The sequence below is a fragment of the Fulvimonas sp. R45 genome, assembly GCF_030504985.1.
Classification (GTDB): Bacteria; Pseudomonadota; Gammaproteobacteria; order Xanthomonadales; family Rhodanobacteraceae; genus Rhodanobacter_A.
This window is the reverse complement of sequence record NZ_JASERU010000001.1, coordinates 211,248-230,416: the sequence shown is the minus strand read 5'-3', so window position 1 is coordinate 230,416 and position 19,169 is coordinate 211,248. Positions and strand designations below refer to the sequence as shown.

18 protein-coding genes, 1 tRNA gene and 1 other RNA gene are annotated in these 19,169 nt (G+C 70.8%); 18 read left to right on the top strand and 2 right to left on the bottom strand.

Annotation, left to right across the window (positions count from 1 at the left end; all coding sequences use genetic code 11):
* The 9 genes from lolD to QMK61_RS01070 all read left to right on the top strand — a co-directional run bounded on the left by lolD (position 1) and on the right by QMK61_RS01070 (position 11,122).
* Positions 1 to 699 (top strand): lipoprotein-releasing ABC transporter ATP-binding protein LolD, encoded by a 699-nt coding sequence (gene lolD, locus QMK61_RS01110; protein ID WP_302069857.1) that lies wholly within the window; start codon positions 1 to 3, stop codon positions 697 to 699.
* Between the two features lie 100 nt (positions 700 to 799).
* On the top strand, positions 800 to 3,112 hold the full coding sequence (locus QMK61_RS01105; protein WP_302069855.1) for a DNA internalization-related competence protein ComEC/Rec2: 2,313 nt from the start codon (positions 800 to 802) through the stop codon (positions 3,110 to 3,112).
* A gap of 119 nt (positions 3,113 to 3,231) precedes the next feature.
* Entirely contained in the window at positions 3,232 to 3,873 is a 642-nt protein-coding gene (locus QMK61_RS01100) for a MotA/TolQ/ExbB proton channel family protein (protein WP_302069972.1), read from the top strand.
* 13 nt (positions 3,874 to 3,886) lie between these two features.
* On the top strand, positions 3,887 to 4,318 hold the full coding sequence (locus tag QMK61_RS01095) for a biopolymer transporter ExbD (RefSeq protein WP_302069853.1): 432 nt from the start codon (positions 3,887 to 3,889) through the stop codon (positions 4,316 to 4,318).
* Positions 4,315 to 6,096: a lipid A export permease/ATP-binding protein MsbA gene (gene msbA, locus QMK61_RS01090; protein WP_302069852.1), complete on the top strand. Its 1,782-nt coding sequence runs from the start codon at positions 4,315 to 4,317 to the stop codon at positions 6,094 to 6,096. Before QMK61_RS01095 ends, msbA begins: the two co-directional genes overlap by 4 nt.
* A 9-nt stretch (positions 6,097 to 6,105) precedes the next feature.
* Entirely contained in the window at positions 6,106 to 7,083 is a 978-nt protein-coding gene (gene lpxK / locus QMK61_RS01085) for a tetraacyldisaccharide 4'-kinase (RefSeq protein ID WP_302069851.1), read from the top strand.
* 58 nt (positions 7,084 to 7,141) lie between these two features.
* The gene (locus QMK61_RS01080) at positions 7,142 to 7,543 is read left to right on the top strand and encodes a DUF6165 family protein (RefSeq protein WP_302069849.1); all 402 of its coding nucleotides are present in this window, start codon (positions 7,142 to 7,144) and stop codon (positions 7,541 to 7,543) included.
* Positions 7,544 to 7,901: 358 nt separating this feature from the next.
* Positions 7,902 to 10,340 carry a GH92 family glycosyl hydrolase gene (locus QMK61_RS01075; protein WP_302069848.1) on the top strand — a complete coding sequence of 813 codons (2,439 nt, stop codon included), beginning with the start codon at positions 7,902 to 7,904 and terminating at the stop codon, positions 10,338 to 10,340.
* Positions 10,341 to 10,378: 38 nt separating this feature from the next.
* Complete coding sequence (locus QMK61_RS01070) at positions 10,379 to 11,122, top strand: DUF1080 domain-containing protein (protein WP_302069846.1); 744 nt, start codon at positions 10,379 to 10,381, stop codon at positions 11,120 to 11,122.
* Positions 11,123 to 11,319: 197 nt separating this feature from the next.
* Here QMK61_RS01070 and QMK61_RS01065 read toward each other — a convergent pair whose 3' ends face one another.
* Entirely contained in the window at positions 11,320 to 12,363 is a 1,044-nt protein-coding gene (locus tag QMK61_RS01065) for a glycosyltransferase family 9 protein (protein WP_302069845.1), read from the bottom strand.
* A gap of 43 nt (positions 12,364 to 12,406) precedes the next feature.
* On the opposite strand from QMK61_RS01065, the gene QMK61_RS01060 reads away from it, so the two are divergent.
* The 9 genes from QMK61_RS01060 to QMK61_RS01020 all read left to right on the top strand — a co-directional run bounded on the left by QMK61_RS01060 (position 12,407) and on the right by QMK61_RS01020 (position 18,502).
* Positions 12,407 to 13,132: a 3-deoxy-D-manno-octulosonic acid kinase gene (locus QMK61_RS01060; protein ID WP_302069844.1), complete on the top strand. Its 726-nt coding sequence runs from the start codon at positions 12,407 to 12,409 to the stop codon at positions 13,130 to 13,132.
* Positions 13,129 to 13,887, top strand: coding sequence for an MBL fold metallo-hydrolase (locus QMK61_RS01055; protein WP_302069842.1), 759 nt, complete (start codon positions 13,129 to 13,131; stop codon positions 13,885 to 13,887). The genes QMK61_RS01060 and QMK61_RS01055 overlap by 4 nt, the downstream gene beginning before the upstream one ends.
* Before the next feature lie 353 nt (positions 13,888 to 14,240).
* Positions 14,241 to 14,333 (top strand) — tRNA-Ser (locus QMK61_RS01050).
* A gap of 65 nt (positions 14,334 to 14,398) precedes the next feature.
* An RNA gene (gene ffs / locus QMK61_RS01045) (signal recognition particle sRNA small type) lies at positions 14,399 to 14,495 on the top strand.
* A gap of 324 nt (positions 14,496 to 14,819) precedes the next feature.
* On the top strand, positions 14,820 to 16,490 hold the full coding sequence (gene dnaX / locus QMK61_RS01040) for a DNA polymerase III subunit gamma/tau (protein ID WP_302069840.1): 1,671 nt from the start codon (positions 14,820 to 14,822) through the stop codon (positions 16,488 to 16,490).
* 19 nt (positions 16,491 to 16,509) lie between these two features.
* Complete coding sequence (locus QMK61_RS01035; protein WP_302069838.1) at positions 16,510 to 16,833, top strand: YbaB/EbfC family nucleoid-associated protein; 324 nt, start codon at positions 16,510 to 16,512, stop codon at positions 16,831 to 16,833.
* 280 nt (positions 16,834 to 17,113) lie between these two features.
* Positions 17,114 to 17,713: a recombination mediator RecR gene (gene recR / locus QMK61_RS01030; RefSeq protein WP_302069837.1), complete on the top strand. Its 600-nt coding sequence runs from the start codon at positions 17,114 to 17,116 to the stop codon at positions 17,711 to 17,713.
* Between the two features lie 10 nt (positions 17,714 to 17,723).
* Positions 17,724 to 18,140 carry a GNAT family N-acetyltransferase gene (locus QMK61_RS01025; protein WP_302069836.1) on the top strand — a complete coding sequence of 139 codons (417 nt, stop codon included), beginning with the start codon at positions 17,724 to 17,726 and terminating at the stop codon, positions 18,138 to 18,140.
* A gap of 17 nt (positions 18,141 to 18,157) precedes the next feature.
* A complete protein-coding gene (locus tag QMK61_RS01020) occupies positions 18,158 to 18,502 on the top strand; it encodes a histidine triad nucleotide-binding protein (protein ID WP_302069834.1) in 345 nt (114 codons plus the stop codon).
* A gap of 55 nt (positions 18,503 to 18,557) precedes the next feature.
* Here QMK61_RS01020 and QMK61_RS01015 read toward each other — a convergent pair whose 3' ends face one another.
* A complete protein-coding gene (locus QMK61_RS01015; protein WP_302069833.1) occupies positions 18,558 to 19,151 on the bottom strand; it encodes a Slp family lipoprotein in 594 nt (197 codons plus the stop codon).
* Between the last annotated feature and the right edge of the window lie 18 nt (positions 19,152 to 19,169).

Below are 19,169 nucleotides of genomic sequence, written 5' to 3'. Positions count from 1 at the left end.
ATGACGACGAAGACGCCCGCCGGCATCGTGCTGCGCGCCAGCCATATCGCCAAGACCTACGACGAGGACGGGCTGAAGACCGAAGTGCTCGCCGACGCCAGCTTCGAGCTGAAGCGCGGCGAGACGCTGGCCATCGTGGGCGCGTCCGGTTCGGGCAAGAGCACCCTGCTGCACATCCTCGGCGGGCTGGACACGCTGACCCGCGGCGAGGTGGAGGTGGACGGGCGCCTGCTGTCCAGCTTGTCCGACGCCGAGCGCGGCCGCGTGCGCAACCGCTCGCTGGGCTTCATCTACCAGTTCCACCACCTGCTGCCCGAGTTCACCGCGCTGGAGAACGTGTGCATGCCGCTGCTGATCCGCGGCACGCCGGTCGCCGAGGCGCAGGAACGCGCCCACGCGCTGCTGGAGCGGGTGGGGCTGGGCCGGCGCACGCACCACAAGCCGTCCGAGCTGTCCGGTGGCGAACGCCAGCGCTGCGCGGTGGCGCGCGCGCTGGTGACGCGCCCGGCCTGCGTGCTGGGCGACGAACCCACCGGCAACCTCGACGAGGGCAACGCCGCGCAGGTGTACGAACTGATGCTGGAACTCAACCGCGAGATCGGCACCAGCTTCATCCTGGTCACCCACGACCCGCGCCTGGCCGCGCGCATGGACCGCACGCTGGAACTGCACAACGGCACGCTGCGCCCGCACGGGTAAGACGCGACGACCGCGCGGCTACATGAGCCCGCGGCCTGCGCCTACAGGCCGGCGGGCCGCGGCACGCTAGGCTGGGCGCGGGTCGGCAGCGGGTGCAGGGATGGCGCAGGTCACGCGGCAGGGAGCGGTCGGTGTCGCGCTGGCGTTGCTGGCCGGCGTGCTGGCGGTGCAATGGTGGCCGGCGTTGCCTCCCCGCTGGAGCATGTTCGCCCTGGGAGTTGCGGCGCTGGCCTGCGGCTGGCGCTGGCCGCGCATGCGCTGGCTGGCGGTGTTGCTGCTCGGCGTGGCCTGGGGCGCGTGGCGGGGCAGCCTGGCGATGGATGCGCGCTTGCCGCGCACGCTGGAAGGACGCGATTTCGCGGTGGTCGGGAAAGTGGTCGACCTGCCGCAGGCGCGCGTCCATGACACCGCTTTTCAACTGCGCGTGGAACGGGCGTCGCTGGACGGCCGCGACATTCCCCTGCGCGGATTGTTGCGGCTGGCCTGGTACGGCGACCCGCCGACGCTGGCGCCGTGTTCCCGCTGGCGGCTCACGCTGCGCTTGAAGCGCCCGCGCGGCATGCTCGATCCCGGCGGCGCCGATGGCGAACGCACGGCGCTCGAGCGAGGCATCGTGGCGGTGGGCTACGTGCGCGAGGACCACGCCAACGCGTCGCTGGGCGACGCCGCGCTCTGCGTGGACCGGTTGCGTGGCCGCCTGGCCGACGGCATCGCCGCGCGCGTGGCGGACCCGCACGACGCCTCCCTGCTGCGCGCCTTCGGCGTGGGCGATACGCGCGGCCTGGACCAGGACGACTGGGACGTGGCGCGCGCCAACGGCGTGTCGCACCTGATCGCGATCTCCGGCTTCCACGTGGGCATGGCCGCGGTGTTCGGCGTGCTGCTGGCGCGGCTTCCGTACATGCTTTGGCCGGGACTGGCGCTGCGCTGGCCGCGGCCGCCGGCACAGGCCGCGACGGCCCTGGTCGCCGCGTTCGCCTATGGTGCGCTGGCCGGCTTCGGCCTGCCCACCGTGCGTACCCTGCTGATGATCGCGGTGGTGGCGCTGGCGCGTTGCCGGCGTCGCCGGGTTGGCGGCGCGCACGTGCTGGCGCTGGCCATGGTCGCGATGCTGCTGTTCGACCCGCTGGCGGTGCTGTCGGCGGGCTTCTGGCTGTCCTTCGTGGGCGTGGCCTTCCTGATGCTGTGCCTGGACGCTCGCGGGCGCGGCTGGCGCGCCTTCCTGCACGAGCTGACCGCGGGCCAGCTGGTGATGACGGTGTCGCTGCTGCCGCTGGGGCTGTGGTTCTTCGGCCAGGCCTCGCTGGTGGGCGCCCTGTCCAACCTGGTGGCGGTGCCGGTGGTCAGCTTCGCGATCGTGCCCTGCGTGCTGGCGGGCCTGTTGCTGCTGATGCTGTGCCCGCCGCTGGCGGCCTTGCCGCTGCGCCTGGCTGGCAGCATCGCGCACGCGCAATGGTGGCTGCTGCAGCGCATGGCGGGCTGGCCGGGCGCGCACTGGTTCCTGCCGGTGGTGCAGCCGTGGGCGCTGCTGCTGGCGATGCTGGGTGCGCTGTGGCTGTTCCTGCCGCGCGGCGTGCCGGCGCGGGCGCTGGGACTGCTGCTGTTCCTGCCGCTGCTGTGGCCGTCGCTGTCGCCGCCCCCGCACGGCGCGTTCCGCGTGTGGGTGCTGGACGTGGGGCAGGGGTTGTCGGTGCTGGTGCGCACCCGCCACCACGTGCTGGTCTACGACGCGGGCGCGCGCTACCCGTCCGGCTTCGACCTGGGCGAGGCGGTGGTGACGCCGTCGCTGCACGCATTGGGCATCGGCCGGGTGGATGTGCTGATGATCAGCCATGCCGACAACGACCATGCCGGCGGCGCGGCCGCGGTGGCGGCCGCCTTTCCAGGGGCTCGCCGCTATGCCGGCGAGCCGGAGAAGATGGCCGTGCCGATGGCACCCTGCCTGGCGGGCCAGTCCTGGACATGGGACGGCGTGCGCTTCCGCGTGCTGAACCCGCCGTCGGCACGGCCCGACCGGCACGACAACGACCGCTCCTGCGTGGTGCTGGTGCAGGGCACGGGAGGCCGCCTGCTGCTGACCGGCGACATCAGCCGGAGAGTAGAACCGCGCGTGGCCGCGGCGGTGGGGCCGGGCCCGCCGCCGGTACTGCTGGTGCCGCACCATGGCAGCGCCACGTCGTCCGGCGCGGGGTTCATCGCCACGCTGCGACCGCCGCTGGCGATCGTCTCGGCCGGCTGGCGCAACCGCTTCGGCCATCCGCGGCCGCAGGTCGTGCGGCGCTACGCGGAGGCCGGCGTGCCGTTGCTGAATACCGCGGAGGCCGGTGCCGTCGAACTGGCCTTCCCCGCCGCCGCGCCGCCGCGCGTGGTGGCCCGCTGGCGTCGCCGCCAGGCGCGCTACTGGCGGGAATGAGCGATCCGCCAGAGCACCGTGCGCAACTGCCACCGCCCGCACGGTAGCGGCGGACGACGCTGCTATGATGCGCGTTTCCGGAGTGCGAGAAGACGGGGGTTGGCGTGCTGGACATCCTGATGGCGGGCGGCTGGGCGATGCTGCCGATCCTGATCTGCTCGGCGATCGCGCTGGCGATCGTGCTGGAGCGTTGCTGGACCCTCCGCCGCCGCTCGGTGCTGCCGCCGGGGCTGGGCCAGGAAGTGCGCGAATGGGCGCGCTCGGACAAGCTCGACGCGGCGCACCTGGAGCAGCTCGCCGCCGGCTCGCCGCTGGGCGAGCTGCTGGCCTCGGCGCTGGCCGTGCGCCACCGCCCGCGCGAACAGATCAAGGAGCGCCTGGAGGACACCGGCCGCCACGTGGTGCACCGCATGGAGCGCTACCTCAACACGCTGGGCACGATCGCCCTGATCGGCCCGCTGCTGGGCCTGTTCGGCACCGTGATCGGCCTGATCCGCATGTTCATGGAAGTGATGGGCGGCGGCATGGCCGACCCGACCCGGATGGCCGGCGGCATCGGCGAGGCGCTGGTGTGCACCGCGACCGGCCTCACCGTGGCGATCCCGGCCTACGTGCTGCATCGCTATTTCCGTTCCAGGGTGGCCGGCTACTGCGTGGAGATGGAGAAGCAGGCCATCCTGTTGCTGGACGACCTCACTCCCGCGGCGCCGGCGGCCGCGCCGCGCGCCCGCCGCGCGCCGGCCAGCCCCGCCACCGCCTGAGGCCGCCGCTTCCATGCGCATAGGCAACGACCGCCGCGGCGACGACTTCGAGATCAACGTGATCCCGTTGATCGACGTGCTGCTGACCCTGCTGATGTTCTTCGTGCTCACCACCACCTTCGTGCAGCATTCGCGCTTGCAGGTGAACCTGCCGCAGGCCAGCGCCGAGGACCGCGACATGCAGCCGCCCGCGCTCACCGTGATGGTGGACCGCGAGGGCCATTTCTACGTGGGCAGCGACGAGGTGGCCGGCACCGGCGTCGACCAGCTCAAGCAGGCCATCGCCCGCGTGGCCGGCGACGACCGCAGCCGCCAGGTGACGATCCGCGCCGACGCGCAGTCCTCGCACCAGAGCGTGGTGACCGCGATGGACGCGCTCGGCCAGCTCGGCTTCAGCCACCTGGCCATCGCCACCACGCCGGACCACCCGGACGGCAGGCAATGAGCAACGGCAAGACCGCCATCTGGGACGCGCAGACCTGGCGGGTATACAAGCGGCTGCTGGGCTACACGAAGCGCTACTGGGTCGTGGGCGTGATAGCCATGCTGGGCATGGCGGTGGACGGCGGCGGGCTCGCCGCATTCACCAAGCTGCTCAAGCCGATGATCGACCGGCTGTTCGCGGAAAAGGACCCGTACCTGATCTTCTGGATGCCGATCTGGATCATCGGCATCTTTGCTGTGCGCGGCGTCGGAACCTTCGTCAGTAGCTACGGCATCTCCTACATCGGCCGCAACGTGGTGCAGGCGATGCAGCGCGACGTGTTCGGCGCCTATCTGCGCCTGCCGGCCGCGTTCTTCGGCGAAGAGCCGTCGGGCCAGCAGATCTCGCGCATCACCTACACCAGCGAGCAGGTCGCCGCGGCTTCTACCGACGCGGTGAAGGTGGCGATCACCGAAGGTGTGACCGTGGCCGGTATGCTGTACGTGATGCTGAGCACCAGTCCCTACCTCACCCTGGTGCTGCTGGTGATGGTGCCGCCGGTCGCGCTGATCGCCACCGTGGTCAGCCGGCGCTACCGGCAGATCAGCCGCCGTATCCAGGGTTCGATGGGCTCGGTCACCGGCACCGTGGAGGAGTCGGTGAATGCTCACCGTGAGGTGCGCATCTACGGCGGCCAGCCGCACGAGGCCGAGCGCTTCGACGCGGTGACCCACCGCACCCGCCGGCTCAACCTCAAGATCGCCGCGACCAATGCGTCCTCGAGCACCGCGATCCAGACCGTCTCGGCGCTGGCGCTGGCCGCATTGGTGTTCCTGGGTACGCGCCCGGGCGTGATCGACCACATCTCCTCCGGCGTGTTCGTCGCCGTGCTCACCGCGATGGGCGCGATGGTGCCTTCGCTGAAGCGGCTCACCAACGTGCAGGCGAACATCCAGCGAGGGGTCTCCGCGGCGGAAGACCTGTTCAAGGTGATGGACATGGCGCCCGAGACCGACCACGGCCGCCACGTGCTGGAACGCACGCGCGGCGAGTTGCGCTTCGAGGGCGTGCGTTTCAGCTACCCACGCAGCGAGAGCGCGGCACTGCGCGGCATCGACCTGCATTGCCCGTCGGGCAGCGTCACCGCCCTGGTGGGTCGTTCGGGCAGCGGCAAGAGCAGCCTGGTCAGCCTGCTGCCGCGCTTCTACGAACCCTCGGCCGGGCGCATCGTGCTGGATGGCGAGGACTACCAGGACTACACGCTGGCCTCGCTGCGCCGGCAGATCGCCTGGGTGGGGCAGAGCGTGGTCCTGTTCGACGGCACGGTGGCGGAGAACATTGCCTACGGCGAACTGGCCGGCGCCAGCGAGGAGGCCATCGCGGCCGCGGCCGAGGCTGCCAACGCGATGGAGTTCATCGCGCGCCTGCCGCAGGGCATCCACAGCCCGATCGGCGAGGGCGGCGGCATGCTCTCCGGCGGTCAGCGCCAGCGCATCGCCATCGCGCGCGCGATCCTGAAGAACGCGCCGATCCTGGTGCTGGACGAGGCCACCAGCGCGCTGGATACCGAATCCGAGCGGCTGATCCAGCAGGCCCTGCACAAGCTGATGGAAAACCGCACCACGCTGGTGATCGCGCACCGCCTGTCGACCATCGAGCATGCCGACCAGATCGCGGTGATGGACCAGGGGCGCATCGTGGAGCGCGGCACGCACGCCGAACTGCTGGCGCTGGGCGGCCACTACGCTGCGCTGCACCGCATGCAGTTCAGCGAGCCGCCGCAGCTGGGCGCCGACTGAGCCGACGGCATGGCGCTGGCCGACACCCTCGCGGCGGGCTGGTACGGATCGGGCAGGCTGCCGTGGTGGTGCGGCCCGCTGGCGGCGCTGTACGGCGTGGTCGTGCGCCTGCGCCGGGCTGGCTACCGGCACGGCTGGTTGCGCAGCGAACGCCTGCCGGCGCCGGTGATCGTGGTGGGCAACCTCACCGCCGGCGGCGCCGGCAAGACCCCGCTGACCCTGGCCCTGGTCGAGGCGCTGCGCGCGCGTGGACGCCATCCCGGCGTGGTCAGCCGCGGCTACGGCGGCCGGCAACGTGGGCCGCGCCTGCTGGGCGACGCGCCCGATCCCGCCGACGTGGGCGACGAGCCCTGCCTGATCCGCGCCGCCGGCGTGCCGGTGGCGGTGGGCCACGACCGGCCGGCGGCGGCGCGCCTGCTGCTCGATGCCGGCTGCGACGTGGTGGTGGCCGACGACGGCTTGCAGCACTACCGCCTGGCGCGCGACGTGGAGATCTGCGTGATCGACGGCGCGCGCCGCTTCGGCAACGGCCGCCTGTTGCCGCGGGGGCCGCTGCGCGAGCCGCTGGACCGCCTGCACACGGTGGACTTCCGCGTCTGCAACGGCGGCGATCCCGCTGCCGGCGAGGTGCCGATGAGACTGAAAGGCGGCCGCGCCGTGTCCCTGGTGGACGACCGCGAGCGCCCGCTGGCCGATTTCGCCGGGCGGCGCGTGCACGCGGTGGCCGGCATCGGCCATCCGCGGCGTTTCTTCGAGAGCCTGCGCGCGCTCGGCGTCGACGTGGTCGAGCATGCCTTTCCCGACCACCACGCCTACGCGCCTGCCGACCTCGATTTCGGCGACGGCCTGCCGGTGCTGATGACTGCCAAGGACGCGGTGAAATGCCGTGCCTTCGCGCGCGACGGCTGGTGGAGCGTGCCGGTGCGTGCGGTGCTGCCGGACGACTTCTTCGACGCGGTATGCCAGCGGCTTGGCGGCCGGAGATGAGCGTGCGGCGGCACGGCGCGGCTATCATGGGCACCATGTCGTCCATTGCGGAGTTTCCATGAGCCTGATCCAGGTACCGGTGTCCCACGGCGAGCTGATCGACAAGATCACCATCCTGGAGATCAAGTCGCGGCGCATCGCCGACGCGGCCAAGCTGGCCAACGTGCGCAACGAGCTGGACCTGCTCAACGCCACCTGGACCAACGACGCCGCCGCGCAGGTCGACATCGCGGACGAGCGCGCGCGCCTGCTGGCGGTGAACGAGGCGCTGTGGGACATCGAGGACCGCATCCGCCTGAAGGAAAAGGCGCAGGCCTTCGATGCCGAGTTCGTCGAGCTGGCGCGCTCGGTGTACTTCCGCAACGACGAGCGCGCGGCGGTGAAGCGCGAGATCAACCTCAAGCTCGGCTCGCAGCTGGTCGAGGAGAAGTCGTACCAGGATTACCGCGCCGGCGCCTGACGCCTGTTTCGACCCTTGCGCCCGGGATGGCCTCGCCATTCGTCGAAGGCCGGGATAACGGGTCACCGCGATGTCGCCGATGAATCCCTCTCCCGCTTGCGGGAGAGGGTGGCGGCAGCCGGGAGAGGGCCTGTGCGGAGCGGCATGGCGACGTCGCCGTGCCTTTCCCAACCCCTCTTCCGCAAGCAGGGAGGGACTTTCGAGACATCGCCGATGTCGAGTCATGGCGGTCCCGATCGCTTTCGATCCCACGATGCGGCTGCGATGCTGCTCTGCAACTGGATTCCCCGCAGTCCTTGGGATAGATTTCCGGTCTCTATTTAGATCGATCTAAAACTACCTAAGGGATGCCGTCACCATGTCCAATCGCAAGCGGAAGCGGAACGCCAGCGGCCCGAAACTCCTGTCCCGCGTCTGCGTGCTCGTATCGGGCAGCCTGCTGGCCCTGGCCGCGGCGTGCGCGACGGCGGCGGACACCGCGCCGGCCGACGCGGTCAATCCCCTGATCGGCAGCCGCAACGGCGGCAACACCTATCCCGGCGCCGTCGTGCCGTTCGGCATGCTGCAGTGGAGCCCGGAGAACACGCGCGGGCACCACGTGCGCACCGCCTCGCCCAGCGGCTACCAGTACGACGCACGGCGCATCCGCGGCTTCAGCCTCACCCACTTGTCGGGCGCGGGCTGCGCGGGGGCGAGCGGCGACATCCCGGTGATGCCGGTCACCGGTCCGGTCACGAGCTCGCCCTCGGCGGACACCGACGACACGCGCTACGCCGTCGACTTCCGCCACGCCGACGAGCACGCGGCGCCGGGCGACTACACGCTGGCGCTGGCCAACGGCGTGCGGCTGGAACTGGCGGCGGCGATGCACAGCGGCATCGCAAGCTTCGCCTTTCCCGCGGGCCAGCCGGCGAACCTGCTGGTGCGCACCTCCGATTCGGAAGTGGGCAGCAGCGCGGCCGAGGCCCGGATCGACCCCGCGCAGCGCACGATCAGCGGCTCGGTCACCAGCGGCAACTTCTGCGGCTACCTGGCCAAGGCCGACCAGCGTAGCTACTACACGCTCTACTTCGTGGCCCGCTTCGACCGGCCGTTCGCTGCTACCGGCGCCTGGCGGGACGCCGCGGTGCACGCTGGCGCCACCGCCGCAGAGGGTGGCACCGGCTACGACGCCAAGGGCTTCCCGACCGCGGGCAGGGGCTCGGGCGTATGGGTGTCGTTCGACCCGGCCAAGGGTCCGGTCGTGATGCGCGTGGGCATTTCCTACGTGAGCCTGGCGAACGCGCGCGCCAACCTCGACGCCGAGATCCCGCAGGACGCCACGCTGGCCCAGGTGCGCACCAAGGCGCGCGACGCCTGGAACCGGGCGCTGGGTCGCATCCAGGTCCATGGCGGCAGCGCCGACCAGCGCACGGTGTTCTACACCGCGCTGTACCACAGCCTGCTGCATCCGAACGTGTTCAGCGACGTCGACGGCGAATACCGCGGCTTCGACGGGAAGATCCACCGCGTGCAGGGCGGCCAGCAGGCGCAGTACGCCAACTTCTCCGGCTGGGACGTGTACCGCTCGCAACTGCAGCTGGTGACCTGGCTGATGCCGAAGGTGGGCAGCGACATTGCGCAGTCGCTCTTCAACCAGGCGCGGCAGAACAATGGCGAGTGGGACCGCTGGACGCACAACAATGGCGGCACCCACGTGATGAGCGGCGATCCCGCGGTGCCGGCGCTGGCGGCCATCCACGCCTTCGGCGGGCGCGACTTCGACCTGCACGGCGCCTACGCCTCGCTGGTCCGCGCCGCCACCGTGCCGACCGCGCACGACGAGTCCGACGCCGGCTGCAACGTGGAATGCGTGGGCGAGCGGCCCTCGCTCGACCAGTGGCTGAAGCTGCACTACATCGCCACGAAATCCCACGCCTGGGGCGGCGCCGCCGAGACGCTGGAGGACGCCACGGCCGATTTCGCGCTGTCCGAACTCGCCGCCGACGCGGGCGACCGGGCGGGGCAACAGCGCTTCCTCGCCCGCGCCGGCTACTGGCGCAACCTGTTCAATCCGAAGGCCGCGCCCGACGGCGGCTACATCCAGAACCGCAATGCCGACGGCAGCTGGCCGGCCTTCACGCCGTCGACCGACGACGGTTTCGTCGAGGCCAGCGCGGCGGTCTACGTGTGGATGGTGCCGTTCGACCTGCACGGCCTGTTCGACGCGATGGGCGGCTACGACAAGGCGATCGCGCGGCTGGACCGCTTCTTCCATGACGCCGATGGGCACTGGGCCTTCACCAACGCCGGACCGCTGCATGCGGAGCTCAACAACGAGCCGTCGGTGGAAACACCCTGGCTCTACGATTTCGCCGGCCAGCCGTACAAGACCCAGGCGACCGTGCGCGCGGTGGTGAACGCGTTGTGGAAGAACGCGCCCGACGGCATCCCGGGCAACGACGACCTGGGCGAGATGTCGTCCTGGTACGTGTGGTCGGCGCTGGGCCTGTACCCGGAGATTCCCGGCCGCGCGGAACTGGTCGTGGGCAGCCCGCTGTTCGACCACGCCGTCGTCCACCGCAGCGGCGGCGACGTGGTGATCGACGCGCCGGGCGCGTCGGCCGGCACGCCCTACGTGCATGCCCTGCGGGTCGACGGCCAGCCGTACGCTCGCCCGTGGTTGCCGGCGACGTTCGCCACCCGTGGCGGCACGCTGCGCTTCTCGCTGCAGGCGACGCCCGACACGGCCTGGGGCAGCGACCTGCGCGACGCGCCACCGTCCTTCCCGCCCGGTGCCGGGCACGCCGGCTCCTGAGCGGCGCCACACGCGATCTCCACCTGGGAAACCACCTGATGTCCACGAAGCAACGCATGCTGTCCGCGGCCTTGGCCTGCCTGGCCTGCGGGATGGCAAACGCACAGGCACCCAATACGCTCACGCCCCGGGAAAAGGCGCAGGGCTGGCACCTGCTGTTCAACGGCCGCAACCTCGACGGCTGGCATTCCTACCTGCAGAAGGCGCCCGGCAAGGACTGGTCGGTGCACGACGGCACTATCCAGTTGCAGCGCGGGCGCACCGGTCGCGCGGAGGATTTCGCCGACCTCGTCACCGACGGCGAATACGCCAATTTCGACCTGAAGCTGGAATGGCGGATGACGCCGTGCGCCGACAGCGGGGTGATGTTCCGCGTGAACGAGTCGCCGAAGTACGCGCAGCCCTACGAGACCGGACCGGAGATGCAGATCGCCGACCTGGCCTGCACCAAGCCGGACAGCCGCGTGCTGAACGAGCGCTCGGGCGACCTGTTTGACCTGATCTCCTCGCCGGTGGAATGGGTCGAGCAGGCGCCGCAGTGGAACCGCTTCGAGATCGTCGCCGACCACGGCCATTTGCAGTTCTTCCAGAACGGCCACAAGGTGCTCGACACCATGCTGTGGACGGACGAATGGAAGCAGCGGGTCGCCACCACCAAGTTCAAGGCGTGGCCGGACTTCGGCAGCTTCCGCAGGGGGCATATTTCCCTGCAGGGCACGGAGGACAAGGGCGAGACGCCGATCCGGCTGCAGTTCCGCGACATCAAGTTGCGGGAGCTGTAGGGGTCTGTTCGCGGCTTCCAGGCAGCTCGTCATCCCGGCGTAGGCCGGAGGCGCTTTTCAACAGACGAAGGTCTGTTCATCCGGCAGACCACGCTCGTTCAGGCCATACGGTTACTGGATTCCGGCCTGCGCCGGAATGACGAGCGTGTGCTTATGCGGGAACGACGGGAGAACAGGCCCGAGTAATGCCCGCGGCGTCAGCCGATCCCGAGATGGGCGCTGGCGGCCTCGAAACGCTCCACCACGTCATCAATCCCGATCAGGTCCATCACGCCGGGGTATTCGATCTTGCGGCCCCAGGCGAGCTCGCTGGCCGGCCTGTGCAGGTACGTGCGCGCGGCCTCGTCGTACCGGTCCACGCACCAGCGACGGTCGGAGTAGGGACCGGAGCGGTCCGGGTTGCTGGCGGCATGCAGGCCCAGCACCTTCGTGCCGACCGCGTTGGCCATGTGCATCGGGCCGGAATCCGGCGTCAGCAGCAGCTGCGCGCGCGCCAGCATGGCGAGCAGCTTCTTCAGCGTGTCCTTGCCGGTGAGGTCGAGCGGCGCGCTGCGGCAGGCGGCCAGCACGGCGTCGGCCAGCGCGCGCTCGCCGGGCGAGGGGCCGCCGACCAGCGCCACGCGCCAGCCGCGCCCGGCGGCGTGGTCGATCACCGCGGCGTAGCGCTCCGGCCGCCAGCTGCGCAGCGCGTGGCTGGAAGCGGGGCTGACCAGCAGCGTGGGGGCGTCGCCGGGCAGCTGCGTGGCGGCCCATTCGTGCGCCTCGTCGGGAATGGGGATATCCCAGCGCACCTCGGTCTGCTCCAGTCCCAGCGGTTCGCAGAAGCTGCCGATGGCGTCCAGCACGTGCTCGCCGCTGCGCGCGGGAATGCGCTCGTTGACGACCAGCCCGTGCAGGTCCTTCGAGCGCGCGCGGTCGTAGCCGATGCGCCGGTCGGCGCGGATGCCCAGGCTGAGCAGGTTGGAACGCATCGCCACCTGCATCTGCAGCAGCGCGTCGAAGCGGCGGCCGCGCAACGCCTTCCACACCGCCTGCATGCCGGCCCGGCCGGCGGCCTTGTCGAAGGTGACGAACTCCACGCCGGGCAGGTCGCCGACCAGCCGGCGTTCCAGCGTGCCCACCACCCAGGTCAGCGCCGCGGCAGGCAGCGCCGCCTGCAGCGTGCGCACCAGCGGCACCACGTGGGTGACGTCGCCGATGGCGGACGTGCGCAGCAGGCAGATCGAAGCGGGAGCGGACATGTAGAATCGCCTGGCAATGAATGACGGAGCCGCCGAAGCACCGATGCGAGAGCAACTGCGCGAAGCGACCGATGGCGCGATTCTGTTCGACGCCGCGGCCTCGCCACAAGTCGATGCGGACTGGTTCGCGCCGGACCACTGGCGCGGGCAGGGCGCGCTGCGTGCGCAGGCGGGCGGCCGCGGCGGCGTCGCGGTGATCGACACGCCGGCGGGCGAATGCGTGCTGCGGCACTATCGCCGCGGCGGCATGGTCGCGCGGTTGATGGGCGATCGCTACCTGTGGCGCGGCGCGGCGCGCACGCGGCCGTTCGCCGAGTTCCGCCTGCTGGCCGGGATCGCGCGCCGCGGCCTGCCCGGACCGCCGCCGGTGGCGGCGCGCTACGTGCGGCACGGCGCGTTCTACGCCGCCGACCTGATCACCCGCCGCATCGCCGACGCACGCACGCTGGCCGAATGCCTCGCCGCCGGGACGCTCGACGCCGCGGTGGCGGAGGCGACCGGGGCGCTGGTCGCGCGCTTCCACCGCGCCGGCGTCTGGCATGCCGACCTCAACGCGCACAACGTGCTGGTGGCGCCTTCGGGGCTGCACCTGATCGATTTCGATCGCGGCCGTTTTCGCGCGCCGGCCGAAGGCTGGCGGCAGGGCAACCTGCGACGGCTGCGCCGCTCGCTGCTCAAGCTGGGTGCGGCGGCACAGGGCGAGGCGGCCTTCGAGTCGTCGATCTGGGCGCCGCTGCAACGCGGCTATGAACGGGCATGGCAGGCATGAACTGGCATCTGCATTTCCTCGGCGCCGGCGCCGCGCACGCGGCGGAGCTGGGTTCGTCGGCAGCGGTGCTGGAACGCGACGGCGAACCGTTGCTGTTGATCGACTGCGGCCCGGACACGCTGGACCGCTACCGCGCCGCCTACGGCGACCTGCCGCGGGCGCTGTACATCACGCATACGCACCTGGACCACGTGGGCGGCATGGAGCGGCTGTTCACCCGGGTGTGGTTCGACGAGGCGCTGCGCGGGCGCATCCGGGTGTTCTGCCATGCCGCACTGGTGCCGTGGCTGCAGGCGCGCGTGGCGGACTATCCCGGCGTGCTGGCCGAGGGCGGCGCCAATTACTGGGAGGCGTTCCGGCTGGTGCCGTGCGCGCGCGGCTTCTGGCTGGACGGGCTGTGGTTCGACGTGTTCGCCACCCGCCACCACCGTCCCGACACCTCGTTCGGGCTTGCGCTGGCCGGCAGCTTCGCCTTCACCGGCGACACCCGGCCGATCCCCGAGGTCCTGGGCCGCCATGCGGGCGGCGACGAGCTGGTGGCGCACGATTGCGGCCTGCACGGCAACCCGTCGCACACCGGCATCGAGGACATCGAGCGCGAATACGATGCGGCCCTGCGCGCCCGCCTGCTGCTGTATCACTACGGCAGCGCCGCGGACGGCGCCGCGCTGGCCGCGCGCGGCTATCGCATCGCCGTCGCGGGCCAGCGCATCGCCCTGGAGGCGCCTTCGGCGCCGCGCGAGGATGCTGGCTGAGGTCCGCGCGGCGTTTCGACTCCGCTCGCTGGCGCGAGCTACGCTCAACACGAACGGTCGGAAGGCTTCCGATCCCTTGTCAGTTCCCGTGCCGGCCGTTATCCTTTCGCCTCTTGACCGGAGCGGTTTGGCCGGTGAAGGTGTTTTGCGTGCGGAGAGGTGTCCGAGTGGTTGAAGGAGCACGCCTGGAAAGTGTGTATACGGCTTATCCCCGTATCGCGGGTTCGACAAATTCGTCTGGAACGAATTTGGACAGCCGCCAGGCTGGCCCCGAACGAAAGTGAGGGGTGAGGCTCAGGAGGAGCCGAACCATCCCGCCCGGCGCGGATGGATGCGACAAAGGTTTTGCGTGCGGAGAGGTGTCCGAGTGGTTGAAGGAGCACGCCTGGAAAGTGTGTATACGGCTTATCCCCGTATCGCGGGTTCGAATCCCGCCCTCTCCGCCAGTTGATTGAAAGACGCGACGGCTTCGGCCGGCGCGGGGCTTGAAGCCCAACGTCCATGGTGGCCCCGTCGGTCCCCCCGCGACGATAGTCCGCAAACCCCGCCAGGCCCGGAAGGGAGCAACGGTAGCGGATGATTCGGGTGCCGGGGTGTGGCTGGCGGGGCCGCCGCCATTTGCGACCAGCCCGTCTGGAACCAGCCTTGTACTGCAGCCTGAAATATTCCGGTTGCCAATCGCTGGCAGGAACGAACCCGCCTGGCACTTCGCCCCTTCTCCCCTCCGGGGAGAAGGTTGGGATGAGGGGCCAATCTCGCCCCAGTCCAGCATCGAAGTGCGCCTCGATCAGCGCCATCGCGAGCACCCACCCCTCACCTCGGTCCTCTCCCCGGCGGGGAGAGGAAGCCAAAGCTGCGCGGATCCGGAGCGCCTTTACTGACTTGCAGCCCCCGCCTTGGCACAATCGGACTTCGCCCCAAGGTAGTCGCCCATGTCCTATCAGGTCCTCGCGCGCAAATGGCGCCCCCGCAAGTTCGCCGAGCTGGTGGGGCAGGAACACGTGGTGCGCGCGCTCACCAACGCGCTCGACAGCGGGCGCATGCACCATGCCTACCTGTTCACCGGCACGCGCGGCGTGGGCAAGACCACCATCGCGCGCATCTTCGCCAAGTCGCTGAACTGCGAGCGCGGCGAGTCGGCCGATCCCTGTGGCGAGTGCCCGGTGTGCACCGCGGTGGACGCGGGCCGCTTCGTGGATCTGCTGGAGATCGACGCGGCCAGCAACACCGGCGTGGACGACGTGCGCGAGGTGATCGAGAACGCGCAGTACGCGCCGTCGCGCGGCCGCTTCAAGGTGTACCTGGTGGACGAGGTGCACATGCTCTCCAAGCCGGCCTTCAACGCGCTGCTGAAGACGCTGGAGGAGCCGCCGCCGCACGTGAAGTTCCTGCTCGCCACCACCGACCCGCAGAAGCTGCCGGTGACGGTGCTGTCGCGCTGCCTGAAGTTCAACCTCAAGCGCCTGCTGCCGGAGCAGATCGCTGGCCAGATGCGGCACATCCTGGGCGCCGAGGGCATCGAGTTCGAGGATGCCGCGATCGGCGAACTGGCGCATGCGGCCGACGGCTCGTTGCGCGACGGCCTGTCGCTGCTCGACCAGGCCATCGCCTACGGCGGCGGTGCGCTGAAGGCCGAGGACGTGCGCGCGATGCTGGGCAGCGTGGAACGCGGCCAGGTGCTTGGCGTGCTCGACGCGCTGGCCGACGGCGACGGCGCGCGGCTGCTGGCCGAGTGCGAACGCATTGCCTCGTTCTCGCCCGACTTCGGCGGCGTGCTGGACGACCTGTCCGGCGTGCTGCACCGGGTGCAATTGGTCCAGCTGGTGCCCGGCTACCGCCCGGACGAGGGCGACGACGCGCTGGCCGCGCTGGCGGAACGATTGGCGCCCGAGGACGTGCAGCTCTACTACCAGATCGCCACCACCGGCCGGCGCGACCTCGCGCTGGCGCCGGACGCGCGCACCGGCTTCGAGATGGCCCTGCTGCGCATGCTGGCGTTCCGCCCGGACGACGGCGAGGGCGCGGCGGCTTCGCGTCCGGCCCGGCCACCGGCCGCCGCGGCGCCCATGCCGTCGCCATCGCGCGCCGCACCGCCATCGCCGGCGGCGGCGCCTGTGGCCGCCCCGCGCGCGGCATCTTCGCCCGCCGCGCCGCCGCCCCGGCCGGCGGCACCTGCGCCCGCGCCGGCCCGTGCGCCGGTCGCCCTGCGCGCAGACGGCCTGCCGGACTGGGAGGCGATGATCGAGCAGGCCAACCTGCGCGGTCCGCTGGGCCAGCTGGCGCAGAATTCGGCGCTGTGCGGTCGCGAGGGCAACACCCTGGTACTGGCCCTGCAACCGGCGCACATGCACCTGGCAGTGGAGCCGATGGTGGGGCAGATGGCCGACCGCATCGGCGAGGCGCTGGGCGAACCGGTGCGGCTGCGCTTCGTCAGCGACGCCGCAGGCAGTGCGCATACGCCGGCCGCCCGCGCCGCCAGCGCGCGCAGCGCGGCGCAGTCCGCCGCGGAACAAGCCATCGAGGACGATCCGCTGGTGCAGGCGCTGAAGCGCGATTTCGGCGCGCGCGTGGTGCCCGGCTCGATCAAGCCCGTCGAACATTGAGAACCCCGGAGTACGCGAGATGAGAGGTCAGATCGGCCAGTTGATGCAGCAGGCGCAGCGCATGCAGGAAGACATGAAGCGTGCGCAGGAGGAGATCGCCCGGCTGGAAGTCACCGGCAGCGCCGGCGGCGGCCTGGTCAGCGTGGTGATGAGCGGCAGCCACGAGGTGCGCCGCGTGAACATCGACCGCAAGCTGTTCGCCGACGATCCGGAGATGGCCGAGGACCTGGTCGCCGCCGCGGTGAACGACGCGGTGAACAAGGTGGCCGAGGCCAGCAAGGCGAAGATGGGCAATGTCACCGCCGGCATGAGCCTGCCGCCCGGTTTCAAGATGCCGTTTTGATGGAAAGGTTTTTCCTGCATCCTCGCAAGAGCCGTCGTTCCCGCGAAGGCGGGAATCCATTGCCTGCGTCGTGGTCGCTACTGGATGACTCGCTGCGCTCGCCCCTTCGGGGTCGACCTGCGGGCGTTCTGCGCGCTGCGCGCTTGTCCGGCCTGCGCCGGGATGACGAGCAAATGCGCAAGGCGGATAGGTGCCGCACAGCTTGCGGGTGTTCGAAATCATCCCGGACAGCAGTGCGCTTTCGCGGGAACGACGCCAAGGTGTTCTTCAGGCTTTCCCAATGACCGGATCGCCGCTTCTCGCCAACCTCATCGAGGCGCTGCGCTGCCTGCCCGGCGTGGGCGGCAAGAGTGCGCAGCGGATGGCCTTCCACCTGCTCGAACGCGAGCGCGAGCGCGGCCTGAAGCTGGCCGACGCGCTGCGCGAGGCGATGCAGCGCATCGGTCATTGCTCGCGCTGCCGCAATTTCAGCGAAGAGCCGGTGTGCACGATCTGCGCCAGCGCCAGCCGCGACCGCCACCTGCTGTGCGTGGTGGAATCGCCGGTGGACCTGGCCGCGATCGAGCAGGCCACCGGCTACCGCGGCCAGTATTTCGTGCTGATGGGGCGGCTGTCGCCGCTGGACGGGCTGGGTCCGCAGGAACTGGGGCTGGACCGGCTGGGCGAGCGGCTGGCCGAAGGCGAGGTGGAGGAGCTGATCCTCGCCACCAATCCCACGGTCGAAGGCGAGGCCACCGCGCACTACCTGGCGCAGCTGGCGCGCGCCGCGGGCATCCGGCCCACCCGGCTGGCGCATGGCGTGCCGCTGGGCGGCGAACTGGAATACGTGGACCGCGGCACGCTGGCGCACGCCTTCGGCAGCCGCTCGGCGGTGGAATGAGGATGCCGCGATGAGCGCCGTCGCCGAGCCCGTGTTGCGCCTGGAAATCCCGGCCGCGGACGAATACCGCGCCCTGCGCGTCGCCGCGGGGCTCAGCGCGATGAGCCCGGAAGGCGCCGCGGCGGGCCTTCCGGCGAGCTGGTGCTCGGTCTGCGTGCGCGCGGGCGACGAACTGGTCGGCATGGGCCGCGTGGTCGGCGACGGCGGCCTGTTCCTGTTCGTGGTCGATATCGCGGTCGCGCCCGCGTGGCAAGGGCGCGGCTGGGGCAGGCGCATCATGGCGGCGCTGATGGAGCAGGTGCATGCGCGCGCCTGCCCGCGCACGATGGTGGGGCTGATCGCCGACGGCACCGCCTCCCGCCTCTACGAACAGTTCGGCTTCAGGCTGACGGCGCCGGGCGCGCACGGCATGCTGCTGCGCCTCTGACACGGAGGAGACCATCCATGGGCGACACCCTTTTCGGCAAGATCATCCGGCGCGAGATTCCCGCGGAAATCGTCTATGAGGACGACGACATCCTCGGCTTTCGCGACGTGAACCCGCAGGCGCCGGTGCATGTGCTGTTCATCCCGAAGCAGCCGATCGCCACCCTGAACGACGCCACCCCGGCGGATGCGGCGCTGCTGGGCCGGCTGCTGCTGGCCTGCGCCGCCTACGCGAAGCAGGAAGGCTTCGCCGAGCAGGGCTACCGCACGGTGGTCAACTGCAACGAGCACGGCGGCCAGACCGTGTTCCACCTCCACGTGCACCTGCTGGCCGGGCGCACGATGCAATGGCCACCGGGCTGAGCGACCCGCCCCGCAAAGGAAAACGCCGGCTTCGGGCCGGCGTTTTCCTGTCCGCTCACTTGTGCGGCGGCGGGGGCGGCGGCGGGCGGCGCACCACGATCACGCGCGGGCCACCCCAGTAACCCGGATAGCCGTAACCCCACGGGCCCCAGCCCGGCCCCCAGAACGGGTCGTAGAAGCCCGGCGGGTAGGGGGTGTTCACGTAGACCGGGCGCTTGGGCCACAGGTACACCACGTTGGCCTCCACGCGCGGATAGGCGTACTCGTACTCGCCGACCTTGCGCGTGACCGTGCCGTGCAGCGTGCCGGTGACGGTCAGCTCGCGGCCGCGGGTGAACACCTCGGGGTCATAAAAACCGGCGTGGCAGGCCACGAAGCGGCCCAGGGTCTCGCCCGAGTTGCCCAGCTTCGGGCGCGCCTGACTGTCCAGTGGGCGAGCCAGCACGTAGAAACAGGTGTCCTGCGGGCCCGGCTCGGTCTTGATGATCTCGCCGCCCCAGCGCACCTGCGTGCCGCCGGCGCCGCCCTGCTGGGCGGACATCGTGGACACGTTGGCGTAATTGCCCTGCAGGGGCTGCGGCATGGTGGCGCAGGCGCCGAGCGCGGCGCTGGCCGCGGCCAGGATCAGTAGTCGGTAACGGGGAGACATCGCGGTTTCTCCTGTGGG